11 protein-coding genes are annotated in these 15,828 nt (G+C 45.2%); 9 read left to right on the top strand and 2 right to left on the bottom strand.

The genetic code is table 11. The features are described 5' to 3' along the window. Positions 1–65: 65 nt before the first annotated feature. The 3 genes from BW976_RS27280 (at position 66) to BW976_RS27270 (ending at position 7,501) form a co-directional block, all read left to right on the top strand. Positions 66–2,480 carry a glycoside hydrolase family 31 protein gene (locus BW976_RS27280; protein ID WP_076378586.1) on the top strand — a complete coding sequence of 805 codons (2,415 nt, stop codon included), beginning with the start codon at positions 66–68 and terminating at the stop codon, positions 2,478–2,480. A 192-nt stretch (positions 2,481–2,672) separates the two neighbouring features. Next, the gene (locus tag BW976_RS27275) at positions 2,673–4,847 is read left to right on the top strand and encodes a carbohydrate binding family 9 domain-containing protein (RefSeq protein ID WP_217696303.1); all 2,175 of its coding nucleotides are present in this window, start codon (positions 2,673–2,675) and stop codon (positions 4,845–4,847) included. Positions 4,848–5,401: 554 nt separating this feature from the next. After that, positions 5,402–7,501, top strand: a complete 2,100-nt coding sequence (locus BW976_RS27270; RefSeq protein WP_076378582.1) for a TonB-dependent receptor — start codon at positions 5,402–5,404, stop codon at positions 7,499–7,501. A gap of 17 nt (positions 7,502–7,518) precedes the next feature. Here the strand turns inward: BW976_RS27270 and BW976_RS27265 are convergent, their stop codons facing one another. Beyond that, positions 7,519–10,095 (bottom strand): family 20 glycosylhydrolase, encoded by a 2,577-nt coding sequence (locus tag BW976_RS27265; protein WP_076378580.1) that lies wholly within the window; start codon positions 10,093–10,095, stop codon positions 7,519–7,521. A gap of 199 nt (positions 10,096–10,294) precedes the next feature. Further along, positions 10,295–11,224: a cobalamin-binding protein gene (locus tag BW976_RS27260; protein WP_076378578.1), complete on the bottom strand. Its 930-nt coding sequence runs from the start codon at positions 11,222–11,224 to the stop codon at positions 10,295–10,297. Positions 11,225–11,395: 171 nt separating this feature from the next. Here BW976_RS27260 and BW976_RS27255 point away from each other — a divergent pair, with 171 nt between their 5' ends. The 6 genes from BW976_RS27255 to BW976_RS27230 all read left to right on the top strand — a co-directional run bounded on the left by BW976_RS27255 (position 11,396) and on the right by BW976_RS27230 (position 15,693). Then, complete coding sequence (locus BW976_RS27255; RefSeq protein WP_076378576.1) at positions 11,396–12,019, top strand: LysE family transporter; 624 nt, start codon at positions 11,396–11,398, stop codon at positions 12,017–12,019. 98 nt (positions 12,020–12,117) lie between these two features. Further along, on the top strand, positions 12,118–12,678 hold the full coding sequence (locus BW976_RS27250; RefSeq protein WP_076378574.1) for an NUDIX domain-containing protein: 561 nt from the start codon (positions 12,118–12,120) through the stop codon (positions 12,676–12,678). Between the two features lie 40 nt (positions 12,679–12,718). After that, the gene (locus BW976_RS27245; protein ID WP_076378572.1) at positions 12,719–13,453 is read left to right on the top strand and encodes a lysophospholipid acyltransferase family protein; all 735 of its coding nucleotides are present in this window, start codon (positions 12,719–12,721) and stop codon (positions 13,451–13,453) included. A gap of 347 nt (positions 13,454–13,800) precedes the next feature. Then, positions 13,801–14,274 (top strand): ribonuclease H-like YkuK family protein, encoded by a 474-nt coding sequence (locus BW976_RS27240; protein ID WP_076378570.1) that lies wholly within the window; start codon positions 13,801–13,803, stop codon positions 14,272–14,274. A 60-nt stretch (positions 14,275–14,334) separates the two neighbouring features. Next, positions 14,335–15,168, top strand: a complete 834-nt coding sequence (locus BW976_RS27235; protein WP_076378568.1) for a sulfurtransferase — start codon at positions 14,335–14,337, stop codon at positions 15,166–15,168. Positions 15,169–15,216: 48 nt separating this feature from the next. After that, positions 15,217–15,693, top strand: a complete 477-nt coding sequence (locus tag BW976_RS27230) for an SRPBCC family protein (protein ID WP_076378566.1) — start codon at positions 15,217–15,219, stop codon at positions 15,691–15,693. Positions 15,694–15,828 lie beyond the last annotated feature (135 nt).

The raw sequence follows: 15,828 nt of genomic DNA, 5'->3' as shown, positions 1-15,828 counted from the left end.
ATATTCACATCACCAAAACAAGTGTTGCTCTCACACTCATTATAAACCAATAAACTGATGTTCATATGTTTAAACCTTTACATCCTTCTTTTGTTAAGAAAATACAATCGATTGCATTAATAATATTACTTATCCTTAGCGGTGCAGTCATACCCTCTTTTGCTGTTGTTAAATCATACAAAAAAGCCGCTGATGGCGTTACTTTTTCGCTGGATAAAGGGTTGCTGAAAGTACTGGTGCGCCGGGTCGATATTATTGAGGTCAAGTACACCATATTCAATGCTTTTGAAACCAAGCCATCCCTGGTGGTCAACAATAGCTGGAAAAACCCTACCCCTTATCAGGTCGCGGAAAATAAAACAGAGGTAACCATTACCACGGCTAAATTAAAGATCAGGGTGAACAAGGCCACCAATGCCATTATTTATACCGATCTCAAAGGCAACATCATTACCGCCGAAGACAGTGAGAACAAAACTATTACCCCGGCTACTGTGGCTGGGATTAGCACCAATACCATCAGCACACAGTTTGTTTCGCCGCAAAACGAAGGCTTGTTCGGGCTGGGCTGCCATCCGCTTGATTCTTTGTCTATCAATTACAAAGGCCGCAACCAGGATCTGCTCATTAAATACCTTACCGGCGCTATTCCGGTGCTGTTATCAACAAAAGGTTATGGCCTGATGTGGGATAACTATTCGGCTTCCAACTTTTACGGTGCCGAAGCGGATAATACCAAATTCAAATACGTATCCGAAAGCGGCAAACAGGTTGACTATTACTTTTTCTACGGTCCTGGTTTTGATCATATCATTGATGCCTACCGTACGGCTACCGGCAAAGCGCCCATGTTTGGTAAATGGGCCTTCGGTTTGTTTCAATCACAAGATAGGTATATGAGCGAGGATGAAATTATTAGCGTAAAAGATAACTATCGCAACAACCATATCCCGGTTGATGTTTTGGTGCAGGACTGGTACTATTGGGACCCACTGCCTATCGGATCGCACGTGATGAAACCCGAACGTTACCCGCATCCGCAACAACTGATCAACGAATTGCACAAGGCCAACCTGCATGCCATGATATCTATATGGCCGGTATTTGGCAAGGGTACCCCAAATTATGATGCGCTGCAAAAAATGGGCGGACTAACCGACATTACCTGGGACAACGTAGTTACCCATACTTTTGATACTTACTACGATGCCCACAGCCCCAAAGCCCGCGAACTATATTGGGACCAGGCCCGCGACAGCCTCATCAAACGTTATGGTTGGGATGCCTGGTGGATAGATCAGTGCGAACCGGACAATGGCGCGCTGCTGGATGCCCGCCGTCAAAGCAATTTTGCCATAGGCAAGGGAATCGATTATTTTAATACTTACTCGCTGCAGCATACCAAAGGGGTTTACGAAGGCTGGCGCAGGGATATCCCAGGCAAGCGTGCTTTCTTTTTGGTAAGGCAGTCGTTTGCCGGTGAACAGCGCAACGCAGCCACACTATGGTCGAGCGATATTGAATGTACTTTTAAGGACTTTAAACACCAGGTGCCGCAGGGTATCAATACAGGCGTATCGGGCATTCCGTACTGGACATCGGACATTGGTGGGTATCACTTCCACTGGAAAACTGCCGATTGGTCGCAGCCTGATAAGCGTGAACTGTTTACCCGCTGGTTTCAGTTTGGCACGTTTTGCCCCATCTTCCGCATCCATGGCAAAGGCGAACGCGCTTTGTTCAGCAAAAACTGGGATGATAAAACCAAAGCCATCCTGCTGAATTTTGATAAGCTGCGTTACCGCCTGCTGCCATATATCTACTCGCTGGCTGGTCGGGTTACTACCGATAACTACACCATTATGCGTTCGTTGGCTTTTGATTTCCGGGACGACAGCAAGGTTTATGGCATACCTGATCAGTATATGTTCGGTCCGGCCTTTATGGTGAACCCGGTTACCGAGCAATTATATACATCGGCTGATGCCGACAAGAAAGCCAAAGCCCGCCAGGTGTATCTGCCAGCAGCCAGCAAATGGTACGATTTCTGGACAGGCGAACTACTCGATGGCGGACAAACCATCAGCGCAGCCGCGCCTATTGAAATACTGCCGCTTTATGTTAAAGCGGGCTCCATCATCCCAATGGGACCACATATGGAGTATGCGACAGAAAAACCGGCCAACAACATCGAACTGCGTATTTATCCCGGCGCTGATGGCTCATTTAAATTTTATGAGGACGAGAACGACAATTATAACTACGAAAAAGGACAATACGCAACTTTCAACCTAAACTGGAACGACAAAACCCGCAAGCTCACGATATCCGATACCAAAGGCAAATTTCCCGGAATGCTGAAAAGCCGCACCTTTAATATTGTGATGGTAAAAGGCAGTCATGGCGCCAATGTGGAGGTAACCGCCAAAGCCGATAAAGTGGTTAAATATGCTGGGAAGGCGTTGGTGGTGAGTTTGTAGAAATACCCTCCAAAATGGCTTGTCATTCTGAGCGGAGCGAAGAATCTTCTTCAAGATGCATATCGCAGAATAGATGCTTCACTACGTTCAGCATGACAAACTTTAATACACAATTCTATATTTGATTATAGATATACATAGTAAATAGTATATTAGTAAATCGATTTAATAAAACCTAACAAAGCATTAATTTTGAATTTTACCCATCCTTTATCACCAGGAAAATTATTAATGCTGATGCTGTTTTGCCTGTTTGCTTTTACAGCATCGGCACAAAAAAAGAATGCTGCTTATCAATACCACATCCGTAAGGCTACCGGCCCCATAGTTATTGACGGCATGATGGATGCTGCCTGGTATAAGGCCGATTCGGCTGCCAACTTTTTTATGGTGCTGCCTATGGATACGAGCAAGGCCACTTTGCAAACCCAGGTGCGGATGACCTATGACAATAACAACATTTACATTATTGCTACTTGTTATACCAGCGGATCAGGGCAATACATGGTGGAATCCATGAAGCGGGATTTCGCCTTCCAGAAAAACGACAATTTTATATTCTTTCTTGATCCTTTTGATGCCCGTACCGATGGCTTTAGCTTTGGTGCCAACGCTGCCGGGGGCCAGTGGGACGGCACGATGTACGAGGGCGGCAAAGTCGATCTGAGCTGGGATAACAAATGGGTATCGGTAGTAAAAAACTATCCCGACCGCTGGGTGTTTGAAGCAGCTATTCCATTTAAAAGCATCCGGTATAAAAAAGGTGTAGATGTATGGGGCATTAATTTTAGTCGCAACGATCTTAAAACTACCGAAAAATCAGCCTGGGCACCTGTGCCACGGCAGTTCCCAACGGCTTCGCTGGCTTATACCGGGTCATTGGTTTGGGACGAACCGCCACCCGAAGCCGGAACCAATATTTCCCTTATCCCTTATGCGCTGGGGGGTGTATCCAAAGATTATCAGGCCAAAACAGGTACCACCTGGAAAAAAGAAATTGGCGGCGACGCCAAGGTAGGCCTTACCTCATCCCTTAACCTGGATTTGACCGTAAACCCCGATTTTTCGCAGGTGGACGTGGACCAGCAGGTAGTTAACCTGAACCGCTATGAACTCTTTTTCCCAGAGAAGCGCCAATTCTTTTTAGAGAACGGCGACCTGTTCGCCAACTTTGGCTATTCAGATATCCGGCCATTTTTTTCGCGCCGCATCGGGCTCAATGCACCCATTCGCTTTGGCACCCGGCTCACCGGAAAAATTGATAAGGACTGGCGCGTGGGCCTCATGGATATACAAACCGGCGAGGCAGATGCCGCAGCTATGCCTGCTCAAAATTATGGCGTGCTTACGCTGCAGCGCCGCGTATTTGCCCGCTCCAACATCGGTTTTATGTTTATCAATAAAGATGCTACGGGTGCAGCCACGCCGGGCACTCAGTACAACCGCAACGTGGGGATGGAATTTAACCTGGCGTCTTCAAACAATTTACTAACAGGTAAACTGCTGGGTATTAAATCATTTACACCGGGATTAAAAGGGCATGATATAGTAGCTGCCGGCCACCTCCAGTACCTTAGTAAATATTGGACAGCTTATTTGCAGGATGAATTCGTGGGCAAAAACTACACCGCCGGCGTGGGTTATGTGCCGAGGACGGGGTATAATAAGATCAGTCCATTGTTATTGCGAAATTTCTTTCCAAAAGCAGGCGGGATACTGAGCCATGGTGTACAATTAGTATCCAACTATTATTTTGATGAGCATTTTAAGCGTACCGATAACGAAAGTACGCTGGCCTATCTCATCACCCTGCGTAACCGCAGCACTTTCACGTTATCCGCCATTAATGATTATATCAAACTGCTGGTACCTTTTGATCCTACCAATACCGGTAAACCGCTGCTCCCCATCGGCACAGAAAATCATTGGAACACCGTCGACGCGCAGTTTGTATCCAAGCCCCAAGCCTTGTTTACTTATCTCGCCGAAACCGCTTATGGCGGCTATTATCAAAATGGCCATAAAACTACCGTCACCATGCAGGTAGGCTACCGCTTTCAGCCCTATGTGAACATCGCGGTTAACAGTTCTTTCAACGATCTGCGGATGGAACAGCCTTATGGCAATACCAGCTTTTGGCTCATCGGCCCCCGTACCGATATTACGGTAAGCAACAAACTTTACTTTACTACTTACATCCAATACAACGGACAGATCCGTAACATCAATACCAATATCCGGATGCAATGGCGCTACAAACCGGCATCCGACTTTTTTATTGTTTACGGGGATAATAACACGCCATCGCCCTTCATGGTCAAGAACCGGCAACTGGTAGTGAAGTGGACGTATTGGTGTAATTTATAGGCCATCGGCAAAAACAGGTGTCATGCTGAGCGCCGTCGAAGCATGGTGGGTAGGGCCTTTCACCCACGCGTCTTCGACAAGCTCAGACTGACAGGCCCCAAATACTTCTTCCCTTCAGGGGGTAAGCTTCGGGCGAAAGTCGATAGAACGATGATGGACTGTGGGGAGGTGGGACATAGCAAGTTTTTGCTGAAGCGTAGGAAAATGCGCGAACGAAGTGGGGCAAAATAATTGCAGTCCGTGGTTCTATCGGCTTTGCAGTGCAAAGGCTTTGTGCGGCAAAGAAGCATTTCCGCTGAAAGCCTTTTTGGTTACTTTTGTGGCGACAAAAGTAACTGGCCCTCCCGCGGCCAAGAGCGGGTATGCGCCCGGTAATGCGGCCCTGTATAGCTTAGAGATTGCTTCATTCTTCGCAATGACGTGTAGATCGATACACTTGTCTCTCACCCTCAGAAGCCCTCAATTTGATAGCTCAGAATGACAATTGTAATTTGCATGCTACACATGGTTTTAAACGCTAAAACACATATTTTTGGATTCTACCTGATTAATCTATGTTAAAAACTTATACCACTTTATTTTTCACATTCATTATCGCAGCAAGTGCTGTTGCTCAAACCGCAAAAACGGCATCAAAAAGAGATACCACCCATTTACAAGCGGTTACCGTTAAAGGTTACTTGAGCGAGCAACCGGTACTCAGTGTACCCGCCTCGGTAAGTGTGCTGGGAGCTTCACAGTTAAAACTACAACCCGATAATTCGTTCGTGAGTGCGTTGAATACCGTACCTGGAGTAAGGGCAGAGGAGCGTTCGCCGGGCAGTTACCGTTTATCCATCAGGGGTAGTTTGCTCCGCTCGCCTTTTGGGGTGCGGGATGTAAAAATTTATTTTGACGAGATTCCCTTAACCGACGCAGGTGGCAATACCTATTTAAACGCGGTGGATATTGCCAGCGTTCCCAGCATAGAGATATTGAAAGGCCCTGATGGTAGTTTATTTGGCGCTAATTCGGGTGGGGTGGTTTTGCTTAGCCCGGTAAACCGGTATGCTGATACCAGCTACAGATCAATAGGTATCAATACCGGCTCATATGGACTTTTTCATGAAAAGGCCAACATACAGCAGCAATTTGGTAAAAACCTGCTGAGCATTAATCAAAGTTACCAGGCTTACCAGGGCTATCGCCAAAACAGTAATATGAGCCGCAATTACATACAGGTGGCTGATAAATGGAACTACAGCGGTAAAAACGAGCTGCGCTTTTTGGGCCTGTATTCCGACCTCAAATATGAAACCCCGGGCGGATTAAATCTTGCCCAGTTTATGGCCGACCCACGGCTAGCCAGGCAACCTACTGTTACACCAAAATCAACTATACCGGGAGCTATACAGCAGCGTATCGGCATTAGCACTACCATGTACCTGGCCGGGTTGGTGAATGAATATCACTTCAGCGATCGCATCCGTAACGTATTATCTGTTTTTGGCAATCATGTTGACTTCGCTAATCCTTTTATCACCAATTATGAACAACGCGGCGAAAACACCTTTGGTTTTCGTACCTATTTTGAGCTGGCTGGTTTACCTCATGAAAACATTAACTGGAAGGTTAACCTGGGTATGGAGTGGCAGCAAACCAATTCCGTGATCAGCAACTATGGAAATAAGGGAGGTGCAAAGGACACCACCCAAACCAGCGATTATATCCATACCAACCAGCATTTTATATTTGCCCGTTACTCGGCCGATATTTATAAACGCCTGCACCTGGAAGTGGCTCTGAGCCTCAACTGGTATGGTTATGATTTCAAGAACATTTATCCCCTGGCGCAAACCAGTTTTACTAATCGCGATTTTACGCCACAGCTGATGCCAAGACTAGCCTTGAGCTACCAGGTTACCAATAACTTTATCTGGCGGGCATCTGTAAGCCGGGGCTACTCTACCCCTACCACTGCCGAAGTTCGCCCTACTGACAATATTGTAAACACCGCGCTGCAAGCCCAAACCGGCTGGAACTATGAGACAGGGTTCCGGCTGCGCAACCAGGATGAGACTATGTTCCTGGATGTATCAGCATTTTACTACCGCATCAGCAATGCTATTGTACGCCGTGTAAATGCCGATGAAACCGAGCATTACATCAATGCAGGAGGCACTAACCAACCCGGAGTTGAACTATCGTTTACCGATTGGCTTATCCGTCCAAACCATACACACTTTGTACGTGGCTTGCAGTTTAATGAATCGTACACCTTGAGTAAGTTTACCTTCAGGAATTATGTAGACGCGGTAACCAACGCCAGTTACTCGGGCAATAACCTTACCGGTGTGCCGCAAAATGTTTTTGTAAGCAGTTTACAGTTGCGGATACCATACAACCTATCGGTATTTGCCCAGCATAATTATACCTCCAAAATCCCGTTGAACGATGGTAACACGGTTTATGCAGGGAGCTACAACCTGTTGCAGGCCAAAGTAAGCTGGCAGCCTACCATCGGCCATCAAACCCACCTGGAAATTTATGCAGGTGCCGATAATATCCTGAATGAAAAATACAGCCTGGGTAACGATCTGAATGCAGTAGGCAACCGTTACTATAACGCATCGCCATTGCGGAATTATACCGTGGGCATGGGAGTTGTATTTTAGTCAATGGACCAAAAATATTACGGATTTAAACTATTGCTGCCGCCTTCGGCTACGTTACCGCCCCGACCCTTCACGTCAAACGCGCGGAATTTAATCACACCGCCATTATAATTTACCGGACCGGTATATACCTTGCTTTTTTCGTCAGGCTCTTTGCCATTGGTGGTATAACGGATGGTTAAGCCAGGATAATCAACATTACTCAGATATTTACCATCCTGCAAACTGATACCTGGTTTTGGGATGCGGTAATTATAACCGCCTTCGTAATAGCTTAAACGCGGCAGTTCACGTTTACCCAAAACATTCAAAAAGCCCGACCATGCCGTTTCATATTCTTGCTTGGCTTTCACAGGATCGGTTTCGGTTGCCCATTGCGGATCTGCCGCCCAGGCACGCTCGGCTAATGCCAGCAAACGTGGGAATATCATATAGTCCATACGCTCGGTGCTTTTCACGGTTTCGGCCCAGAGCGCGCCTTGTAAACCTACAATGTTGCCTTTGCCATAATCGGTAAGGCGTTGTTTGCCTATAAATAACGAACGGTTAATGGGGTTGCCGTTTTTGTCCACATCGGCATTTTTGAAATAATCAAAGGGGATAAACGAGTAAAATTTATCGATACCTAAAAACGCGCCCCAGTAATAACCCGGCTCATCAAATGATTTGTAGCTGGCCATATCAAAGTATAAATTGGTAACACAGGTAAGCACCACTTTGTAACCGGCATTGGCTAAACGATAGGCGAGGTCTTCCTGTCCATCGCCCAGTACATTGTTCCATACATCGGCCTGCAGGTGCTCCTTGGTAAAATCGGGATTGGGCATATAGGTTGGATGACCATCGAGCATGGTTTTGCGCAGGGCCATTTCCTCCCAGCCAGAAAGCAACAGGCCTTTGGCTTTCAGTATATCATTCACGCGGCCATAAAAGTAATACCACAGATCGTTTGTTCCTTTTATTTCAGGGTGACTTGCCTTTAAAGCCAGGTAAGCAGGTGATTTTTCCCATACATGCGCAGGTACTTCATCGCCGCCAAAATGAATAGTTTGCAGCGGTGCACCAGCTTCTTTGTAAAGAGCGGCAATGTCATCCACTACTGTTGATACAAAATTATAGGTTGATGGCAGCGACACATCAATCACGTTATCGTTCCAATACTGCACCGAACGGTATTCCGATTTATCATTCAGATCGCGCAGCAAGTATTTTTCAGCTTCGGCTTTTTTACCCTCGGCCATCAGGCGATCATACCGGGCATCCATTGCTTTGATAGGTGCACGGGCATGGCCAGGCGTTTCAATTTCAGGGACCACCGCAATGTGACGATCCGTTGCATATCTTAAGATCTCGATATAATCAGCCCGGCTGTAAAACCCTGTACCCACCGTATTGTTCACATCCGGGCCAGAACCATGCGATGCCGGTAAAAAATGTTTACTATCCAGCGTGTGACCACGTTTGGCACCAACCGAAGTTAGTTCAGGCAGCGATGGTAATTCCAATCGCCAGCCTTCGTCATCGGTTAAATGCAGGTGCAGGGTATTCAGCTTATACAGGCTCATGGCTTCCAGCAGTTTCAGCACCTGTTTTTTAGGTTGAAAATTACGGGCCACATCCAGCATCACCGCACGGTAGGTAAAGCGGGGCTCGTCTTTAATTTCGGCACAGGGTATTTCGATACTCTTTTTCGGATCAGCTAATGCAACCGGCGGTATCATGGTTTTTAACGACTGTACCGCGTAAAAAGCGCCCGTATTGGTGGATGCAAAAATATGAATACCGGTCGGTGTGATACTTAGCTCATAACCCTCGGCATTTATTCCTTCTTTATATTTGATCACTATGCTTTTAAGCGAACCTGGTTTGGTTTCGTTCTTCGACTTGTGATTATCCAACGAGATAATATAATCCGTGAGCAAGCGTGATTCCTTTTCAAATTTTTTGTCTGAAAAACCGGCAACGGGTGCGGGGTTATTCAACACCAGGTATTGTCCTGCTCCTGCTTCCTGGTAGCTTGCGGGTGTGGGGAAAACTTTAGTGAGTTGGTCGGCCGGGATATCAGTAATATTTTTATTCCGGTCGAAAACAATTTCGGGGGTGATCAAACCCTGGTAAGTGGGTTTGTATGGTTCCACATTAAAAGAGGTAATGGAATATCCTTTTTCGGGTTGCGCATCCCAAACCAGGTAAATACCTTCGGGTGCATCGGTAGCGTTCACTACCGGATCATCATTAATATATTCAATACGGGTAGATGCACCGGGTTTCAATTCCTTAAAACCATCGGTTGGGGTGATGCTGTATAAATCGCCATTAACCTGTTTTATTTTGGCATTGTTACTCACAGCCTGCTCAGAAAAACCACGACCCGAGTTAAAGTAAAATTTCCATCCGCCGGCAGGTAATACCTCGTGCCCGCTATTGGTGATAATTAAAGCGGTAAGAGCCCGGTGCCTGTTCATGTAATTGTTATCAACCACCTGCCAGGTAATGTGCAGATCGGCTATATTAAACTTAATATCCTGATGAAGGGTAAAAGCCGTGCTCATGAAAAATGCAGCAACCAGCATTGTTGTGAAAATTTTGCGCATAGTATAACCGTGATTGATAATAGATTGAATGGTAAATATAATTTAACATTTCTATTTTAGCTATACTTTTTAAATAATTTTAAGAAGATACTTTGAGGAGCAAGGATTTTTGGAGCAAAGAACAAAGATTAAGGATAAGAGACTAACAGATAAAGGATTCCTGTCCTTGCTCCTTACTCTCCTCATCCTTATTCCAAAATCATACCCCAAACCTGATCCAACCTTCGCCTTCATAACCAAAGGCAAACTGTTTGGGGCGAAGTATCTCGGCCAGGATCTCGATAGAATCAACAATACGCGGCCCAGGGCGGTTAAAATACTGGTTACCATCCACTATAAAAAGTTGGTTGTTCTTAACAGCCTTAAGCTCGGTAAAGCCGGGCAGACTCATTAAAATATCTATTTCTTTAAGCGTTCTTTCGATAGAAAAACCGCAGGGCATCACTACTAAAAATTCGGGATCCTGCAGGCGGATATCGTCCCATTGCACATAGGGAGAATGTTTGCCATCTTCCCCTACCAATATAGGGGTTCCACCGGCAATTTTTGCCAGGCCGGGTACCCAGTTGCCAGATACCATCATAGGGTCGAGCCACTCGATGCAGGCTATTGTTGGCCGGGCTTCACTGAACTTTAGTTTATGCTTGATGATATCAATACGTTCAACCAGATTCTCTACCAGTTCGGCACCCGCTTCTGGAACATCTAGTACTTCGGCTATCGTGATAATATCATTCAGAATATCATCCAGGCTATTGGGTTGCAACGAAATAATGCGGGCTTTTTTTTCCAGGTAATCATCCAGTGCCAGCTCTACATCGGCCAGGGAAACGGCGCAAACCTCACACTGATCCTGCGTGATCACTACGTCGGGGGCTAACTCTTTGATCTGCTCGCGTTTTACCGTGTATACCGACAAGGCTTCGGTCAGGATCTCTTTTACTTTGATGTCGATCTCTTTACTGCTTAAATTATCCGGAAAATTAGCTTCGGTACATACCGGCAACTGCTTTACAGATGCAGGATAATCGCACTCATGTGAGCGCCCAACCAGGCTATCTTCAAGCCCTAGGGCACAAATTATTTCGGTAGCAGACGGCAGTAAGGAAACTATTTTATCAGTTGACATGTTGTAGATGTGCAGATTTCAGATGTGCAAATGTGCAGATGATTTATTTGATGTGCAAATGATTGATCAACTGTGCAGATTTTCAATAAAAAGAAATATATATTAAAAAATCTGCACATCTGAAATCCGCACATTTGCACATCTGCACATTTACCGCTTATCTTTGCGCCAATGATATTCCTAACCTTTTTTATCGGGATCATTGCCAATTTTATTGGTTATATACCCCCGGGAAACATAAATCTAACCCTGATACAGATCACCATGAACCGTGGGATGAAAGAGGCTGTACGTTTTATTACCGCTTTTTCCTGCGTTGAATTTTTCTTCACCTACTTCATCATGCATGCCGCCCGCTGGCTATCCGGCGAGTTAAAATTAACTGTTATTATCGACTGGATTATGGTGATCCTATTCGGTGTATTAGGTACTATTACCTGGATACACCGCAACAAACCACCCGAAACCCATTACTCCGAACATGCCAGTATCAAATACGGCATATTACTTGGCTTTTTAAACCCCATGCAGGTACCTTTCTGGATGGTGACCGGCACTTACCTCATTACTCATGAGTGGATACTGGATGGACGACTCGCATTGATCATCTTTAGTATCGGTTCGGCAGCTGGCGCGTTCCTCTGTTTGTTCCTCTATGCCAAATTTGCCAAATACATACAAGATAAGTTTGCACTAAGCACGCGTTTCATCAATACAGGTATTGCTATCCTGTTCTTTGCTTTCGCAGGGTATCATATCGTAAAACAAATCTATCTATCGTTTTTTAAACACTAATACCTTTATACCGACTTCGTTTCTACTCTTCATTGTTTATTTTAAAAGATGTTCAAGAACGCTTCGCAGTTTAGAGGGGCTTTTACTATTTTAGGGCCATGCACCATCCTGAAGAAAACCCCTGGAAAATAACATCCGCAAAAAACGTTTATGATAATCCCTGGATAAACGTTACCGAATACCAGGTTATCAATCCATCGGGCAATCCGGGTATTTATGGAAAGGTCCAATTTAAAAATATTGCCATTGGCATACTGCCGCTTGATGATGAACTCAATACTTACCTTGTGGGACAGTTCCGTTTTCCGTTGAACCAATATAGCTGGGAAATGCCCGAAGGCGGCGGCCCCGAAGGTACCGATCCGCTGGAGTCGGCCAAACGCGAACTGCTGGAAGAAACAGGTCTTAAAGCTGCCCAATGGACCGAAATTCAACGCATGCACCTGAGCAATTCTGTAAGCGACGAGTTAAGCATTATTTATCTGGCACGGGAACTTACCCAGTTTGAGGCTGAACCCGAAGACACCGAGCAGCTCACCATTCATAAAATTCCATTTGCCGAAATGTATCAAATGGTTTGCAACGGCCAAATCACCGATTCTATGACAGTAGCTGCTGTGTTAAAAGTGCAACTGCTTTTGTTAGAAAATCGCTTATAAAACGACTCATTTGCACAAAAAGAATTAAATTTGCTGGTCGATGAAAAAGTTTTTAGGCTATATTTTGTCTCCCTTTGCTACTGTAGCATTTTTTTTGGCACTCCTTATCTTTCATCCCATACAATGGGTAAGCTTCCGTTTGTTTGGATACGCCGCCCATAAGCGCTCGGTAGATGCTTTAAACCTTTGTTTGTTAAGTACAGCTTACCTGCTGGGCAACACGGTTACTTTTATCAATAAGCAAAATCTGCCAACCGGTAGGCCTATTATATTTTTGGCCAATCATCAAAGCTTGTTTGATATACCACCACTGATATGGCACCTGCGTAAATATCATGCAAAATTTATTTCTAAAATTGAACTGACCACAGGCATCCCATCCATCTCTTATAACCTGAAACATGGCGGTGGTGCCAATATCGACCGTAAAGATTCACGCCAGTCCATTGCCGAAATTGTTAAGCTGGCCCTGCGGATGAAAGAAAATAAATGGTCGGCAGTGATATTTCCCGAAGGTACACGCTCTAAAAATGGTGAGGTAAAAACTTTCCAGGTAGGCGGTATAGCTACCATATTAAAAAAATGCCCTGAGGCATTGCTGGTGCCTATTGCCATTAAAGATTCCTGGAAAATGATCCGTTATGGTTATTATCCCCTCAATACCTTTACACCCATGACCTGGGAAGTGCTGGCTCCTATTGAACCCGGCAATGCCCCTATGGAAGACCTGGTACTGGAAGCCGAAAACCGCATTAAAAAAGCGTTGAGGGCATAATTTTTATTTGGACCTTGATTTTTAGGATGAAGAGATTCACTTGATTTTTTCTTCCCATTTTAAAATATATTGTCATACTGAACTTGTTTTTGCACTGCGCATGTATGGCTATTGCTCTACCCGATCCAGAGTCGACAACCGGCATAAAAAAGCATTTTCTTCATTATCCATAATCAAGGTAATCCCTTAATCTACCTAATCACGGTTCAGATATCTTTCCAACGTGTTAATAATCAGTTAAATGTTAACAAATAAATGACGTAGTGTTTACGTTAATATGAAACCTTATCGCTTATTTTTATAGACCCATAAAAAAGGTCGGCAAAAATTTACCTAACACAAATTTTATGACCTGGAGAAAATTCAGCGGCGAGGTTATCCAATCGTCCATTTTAGAAGAGGTTGAAAGAGCGATTGAAAGGGAAGCCAGCCTCGGCAACAAACTCAAAGTATGTATCGGCACCGACTCACAGGTGAAAGGAGCAGTAACCGATTTTGCAACCGTTATTGTTTTTTTACGGGAGCAACGTGGCGGGTTCATGTTCATTCATCAGGAACGCACTTCGCAAAAAATGAGCATCAAAGAAAGGATGCTGAGCGAAGTACAAAAGTCGATCGACATTGCTTACAAGCTTTGCGATCTGCTTGACCTATATGATGTTGACCTGGAGGTACATGCCGATATCAACACCAACCCAATGTTTAAATCGAACCAGGCTTTGCATGAGGCTATGGGTTATATTTTAAGCATGGGCTTTGTGTTTAAGGCCAAACCCGAAGCTTTTGCCAGCTCATACTGCGCCAATAAAATAGTGCAGTAAAAAACGCAAAAGTAGCTGCGGCGTATTTATATTTGATTTTTATACAAATCGAACATACCTATGTCGCCACTAATTGAAATCAACGACCCGGCTTTGTCCGGCGCGAATACCATTCTTATCGACGCCCGTGCCGGGCAGGATGCACACCAACGCTACCTTGCCGGCCATCTCAAAAACGCGGCTTTTGTTGACCTTGATAAAGATCTTGCTTCTAAAGTTACCGATGCCTCGCAGGGCGGAAGACACCCTCTACCTGATATTCATGATTTTGCAACTCTCCTGGGTAAATTAGGAATAACGCCTCAAAGCCATGTGGTGGTTTATGACGACAAGGGTGGTGCCTTTGGTGGTGCCCGTTTCTGGTGGATGCTGAACGCTATTGGTCACACCGTACAGGTGCTGAATGGAGGTCTGAATGCCGCGGTAAAAGCCGGAATAGAACTGAGCACTGAAGAATATACGCCAACACCTGTTTCCCCCTACCCAGTTAGTACTGAGTTTGAAGGCACGGTTGATATTGAAGAAACTGGCAACGCTGCGCATGACGAAAGCCGCGTAGTAATAGATGTTCGTGAAACCCCGCGTTATTTAGGCCAAACAGAACCGATTGACCTGATAGCGGGACATATACCGGGTGCACTTAACCTCCCTTACATCTACAACCTGGATGCCGATGGTAAATACCTCCCGGCAGAAACCCTGCGACAGCTTTATAATGATGCTATTGACCAGGTAGATCACAGCCAGGTGATCGTCCATTGCGGCTCGGGTGTTACGGCTTGCCATACCTTGCTGGGCATGGCATACGCAGGTATTATCGGACCAAAATTGTACGTGGGTTCGTGGAGCGAATGGTCGCGCAGGGATCTGCCTGTTGGTACCACTCACCGGTAAGCTATTGACCTCTAAAAACAATTAGCCTTACGGATTGTCAGCCTTTTAATGAAATCATACGTATTAAAAACAGAACAGGCTATACCCATTAGTTTGGATATGGCCTGGGATTTTTTCTCCTCGCCATTAAACCTGGCCAAGATTACTCCCCCGGATATGAGCTTCGTGGTGACATCAGATTATACGGCCGATGCCAAAGTATATCCTGGCATGATTATTACCTATAAAATAGCGCCACTGCTGGGTATCAACATGAACTGGATGACCGAAATAACCCATGTAGCCGATAAACAATATTTTGTTGATGAACAACGCTTTGGCCCTTACGCACTATGGCATCACCAGCATCATTTTAAAGAGATAGATGGCGGTGTACTGATGAACGACATTTTACATTATGCTATCCCCTACGGCATTTTAGGCAGGTTGAGCAACAGTATTTTTGTTGGGAATAAGGTAAAAGAGATATTCGCTTTCAGGGAAAAAGCTATTGAGAAAATGTTTGGGAAAATGCAGGATTTTTAGAGTCAAGAAATAAGAGTCAGGAATCAAGAGAATAATAAATCCGTTGCTCCCGCGAGATTAGCGCAGCGTATCTCGTGGGTAGCATGTGGTAAGCTTCCAGCTTACTTCAGCTGAAACCATGTACACCACAAGCTG

This window comes from Mucilaginibacter lappiensis (assembly GCF_900155965.1).
In the GTDB taxonomy this organism is placed as follows: Bacteria; Bacteroidota; Bacteroidia; order Sphingobacteriales; family Sphingobacteriaceae; genus Mucilaginibacter; species Mucilaginibacter lappiensis.
This window is presented reverse-complemented; position numbering and strand designations above follow the sequence as displayed.

Bases quoted from the DNA above. Each gene is read 5' to 3' on its own strand.
- BW976_RS27280 (WP_076378586.1), top strand. From the start codon at position 66: ATGTTTAAACCTTTACATCCTTCTTTTGTTAAGAAAATACAATCGATT.
- BW976_RS27270 (WP_076378582.1), top strand. From the start codon at position 5,402: ATGTTAAAAACTTATACCACTTTATTTTTCACATTCATTATCGCAGCA.
- BW976_RS27265 (WP_076378580.1), bottom strand. From the start codon at position 10,095: ATGCGCAAAATTTTCACAACAATGCTGGTTGCTGCATTTTTCATGAGC.
- BW976_RS27260 (WP_076378578.1), bottom strand. From the start codon at position 11,224: ATGTCAACTGATAAAATAGTTTCCTTACTGCCGTCTGCTACCGAAATA.
- BW976_RS27255 (WP_076378576.1), top strand. From the start codon at position 11,396: ATGATATTCCTAACCTTTTTTATCGGGATCATTGCCAATTTTATTGGT.
- BW976_RS27250 (WP_076378574.1), top strand. From the start codon at position 12,118: ATGCACCATCCTGAAGAAAACCCCTGGAAAATAACATCCGCAAAAAAC.
- BW976_RS27245 (WP_076378572.1), top strand. From the start codon at position 12,719: ATGAAAAAGTTTTTAGGCTATATTTTGTCTCCCTTTGCTACTGTAGCA.
- BW976_RS27240 (WP_076378570.1), top strand. From the start codon at position 13,801: ATGACCTGGAGAAAATTCAGCGGCGAGGTTATCCAATCGTCCATTTTA.
- BW976_RS27235 (WP_076378568.1), top strand. From the start codon at position 14,335: ATGTCGCCACTAATTGAAATCAACGACCCGGCTTTGTCCGGCGCGAAT.
- BW976_RS27230 (WP_076378566.1), top strand. From the start codon at position 15,217: ATGAAATCATACGTATTAAAAACAGAACAGGCTATACCCATTAGTTTG.